Source organism: Zoogloea sp. (genome assembly GCF_023150065.1).
Classification (GTDB): Bacteria; Pseudomonadota; Gammaproteobacteria; order Burkholderiales; family Rhodocyclaceae; genus Zoogloea.
This window is the reverse complement of sequence record NZ_JAKLLN010000071.1, coordinates 1-1353: the sequence shown is the minus strand read 5'-3', so window position 1 is coordinate 1353 and position 1353 is coordinate 1. Positions and strand designations below refer to the sequence as shown.

The following is a 1353-nucleotide window of genomic DNA, read 5'->3' as shown; positions in this document are numbered from 1 at the left end:
GTGATCCGGGTCGAAGCCTTGTGGCTGTCGGTGGCGCCGCTCGACATGCGCGCCGGCATGGACACGCTCCTTGCCCAGGTGGTGCAGGTCTTCGGCGAGGCGCGCCCGCATCATGCCTACCTCTTCGCCAACCGGCGTGGCACCCGGCTGAAGGTGCTGATCCACGACGGCCAGGGGATCTGGCTCGCCTGCCGGCGGCTCAACCAAGGGCGCTTTCGTTGGGCCGAGGGGAACGGCTTGCTGACGCTCTCCCAGGCCCAGTTCGACGCCTTGGTGCTCGGCCTGCCCTGGCAGCAGCTGGGCGGCGACGGTGCGATCCGGATGATTTGAAGGTCCACCATCGGGGGATGTCCCGATGGCAGTGACCGTGTTCGAACGGCATGATTTGCCCATGGTTCTCCCCGCCAACCTCCACGAACTCGACGCCGACGCCCTGCGCCGCCTGCTCATCGCGCAGGACCGGGAGCTCACCTGGCGCCAGAGCAAGATCGACCAGCTCACCCATGAGCTCTCGCTGCACAAACGCTGGCGCTTCGGGGTCAAGACGGAGCGCCTGCCGGTCGAGCAGGCGCAGCTGTTCGAGGAGACGGTCGAGGCCGACCTCGCGGCGATGACCGAGGAGCTTGAGCAACTCTCCGGCAAACCCGCATCCGCCAAGGGTCAGGCCAAGCGCAAACCCCTGCCGCCCGAACTGCCTCGCACCGAGATCCATCACGAGCCGGACAGCACCACCTGCGCCTGTGGCTGCCAGATGAAGCGCATCGGCGAGGACGTGGCGGAGAAGCTCGACTACACCCCCGGCACCTTCAGCGTCGAGCGCCACGTCCGCGGCAAGTGGGTCTGCCAGGCGTGCGAAACCCTGGTGCAGGCCCCGGTGCCGGCCCACGTGATCGACAAGGGCCTGCCCACCACCGGGCTGCTGGCCCAGGTGCTGGTGGCCAAGTACCAGGATCATTTGCCGCTGTACCGCCAGGAAGGGATCTTCGGCCGGGCGGGGCTCGCGATTCCCCAATCCACGCTCGCGCAGTGGGTCGGCCAGATGGGCGTCCAGCTTCAACCCCTGGTCGATGCCCTGAAGGCAGAACTCCTCGCCTTCCCGGTGCTGCATGCCGACGAGACGCCGGTAGCGATGCTCGACCCCGGGGCCGGCAAGACCCACCGGGCCTATCTGTGGTCCTACAGCATCGGCGCCCACGATCCGGTCCGAGCGGTGATCTACGACTTTGCCGAGAGCCGCGCCGGCAAGCACGCGCAGGACTTCCTGGGCGACTGGCGTGGCACCCTCGTCTGCGACGACTACTCGGGCTACAAGGCCTTGATCGCCAAAGGCGTGACCGAAGCCGGCTGCATGGC

The 1353-nt window shown here is 67.8% G+C and carries 2 protein-coding genes; both read left to right on the top strand.

All coding sequences use genetic code 11. The annotated features are described in order from the left end of the window. Positions 1-330 (top strand): IS66 family insertion sequence element accessory protein TnpB (gene tnpB, locus L6Q67_RS23435; protein WP_296575890.1); only part of this gene is annotated, 330 nt, incomplete at its 5' end. A 61-nt stretch (positions 331-391) separates the two neighbouring features. Next, positions 392-1353: IS66 family transposase (locus L6Q67_RS23430; protein WP_296575888.1), on the top strand; the 962-nt coding region annotated here is incomplete at its 3' end.